The sequence below is a fragment of the Ruegeria intermedia genome (assembly GCF_900129345.1).
Lineage (GTDB): Bacteria > Pseudomonadota > Alphaproteobacteria > Rhodobacterales > Rhodobacteraceae > Ruegeria > Ruegeria intermedia.
Genome location: NZ_FQVK01000075.1, coordinates 1 through 1252, shown reverse-complemented (window position 1 = coordinate 1252; position 1252 = coordinate 1). Strand labels below are relative to the sequence as shown.

1 protein-coding gene is annotated in these 1252 nt (G+C 60.9%); it reads left to right on the top strand.

The annotated features are described in order from the left end of the window. The first annotated feature begins 66 nt into the window (after nucleotides 1-66). Nucleotides 67-1226, top strand: a protein-coding gene (locus F3H26_RS19265; RefSeq protein WP_149777574.1) for an IS3 family transposase whose coding sequence is annotated in 2 segments (ribosomal slippage) — nucleotides 67-316 and nucleotides 316-1226 — 1161 coding nt in all. Because the reading frame shifts where the segments join, the coding sequence is not laid out codon by codon here. Nucleotides 1227-1252 lie beyond the last annotated feature (26 nt).

Below are 1252 nucleotides of genomic sequence, written 5' to 3'. Positions count from 1 at the left end.
TGACCTGCCCCCCGCAAAATCCCTCACTGTGATGTAGAGTCTGCCCAACCCTGAAGGAGCAGACATATGCGAAAGAGCCGTTTCACCGAGGCGCAGATTATCGGGATGATCAAGGAACAGGAGGCAGGCATGCCGACGGCGGAGGTGTGCCGCAGGCATGGGTTGAGCCCCGCGACGTTCTACAAGTTGAAGTCCAAGTATGGCGGCATGGAAGTATCCGAGGCCGCCAGGCTAAAAGCGCTGGAGGATGAGAACGCTAAGCTGAAGCGGCTGCTGGCCGACACGATGCTGGACAATGTGGTTCTGAAGGATCTTCTGGGAAAGAACTGACGACGCTGATCAAGCGGCGAGAGGCAGCGCTCAGGGCGATGCGGGATCACGGTATCTCGCAGCGCCGGGCCTGCCGGCTTGTCGGTGTCGACCCAAAGACAGTCCGGCGCGAACGCCCGCCGGACTGCCCCGAGATCCGCAAGGAGATACAGGATATCGCCGGAAAGCGGCGCCGGTTCGGCTACCGCCGGATTGGCGTGTTGCTTGAGCGCAAGGGAATGAGGATGAACCACAAGAAGCTGTATCGGCTCTACCGGGAGGAAGGTCTGTCGGTGAAGCGGCGACGCGGCCGCAAGCGGGCCCGTGGATCGCGCACGCCAATGCCGGAGGCCGCTTATCCCAATGCGCGCTGGTCTCTGGACTTCCTTGCTGACAGCTTCGGCCCATCCCGGAAATTCCGCATCCTGGCGGTGATAGACGATTGCAGCCGCGAAAACCTGTGCCTGATTGCTGACACCAGTATCTCCGGCGCACGTGTTGCGCGTGAACTGGATGCGCTGGTGCGGATCTACGGCAAGCCCGGATGCATAGTCAGCGACAACGGGACAGAATTCACGAGCCGGGCCATTCTGAGGTGGGCCGATCAGAACGCAATTCCGTGGCACTACATCGACCCAGGGAAGCCGCAGCAGAACGCCTTTATCGAGTCATTCAACGGCAGCCTGCGCGACGAGCTGCTGAACGAGGAGATATTTGACACCCTGGACGACGCCCGCCGGAAGCTGGCGCTCTGGCGTTACGATTACAACACCGTCAGGCCGCACTCATCGCTCGGAAACAAAACACCGGCTGAAGCGCGCCGGACGCTTGAGCAATTTGAGGGCTCCGCGCCCTGCGCGCTTGCCCAAACCGAAACCGAAGACTATCAAACCCAAACCCGCAGACTCTCGTTATGAACGAGGGACCAGCGGGGGGCAGGTCA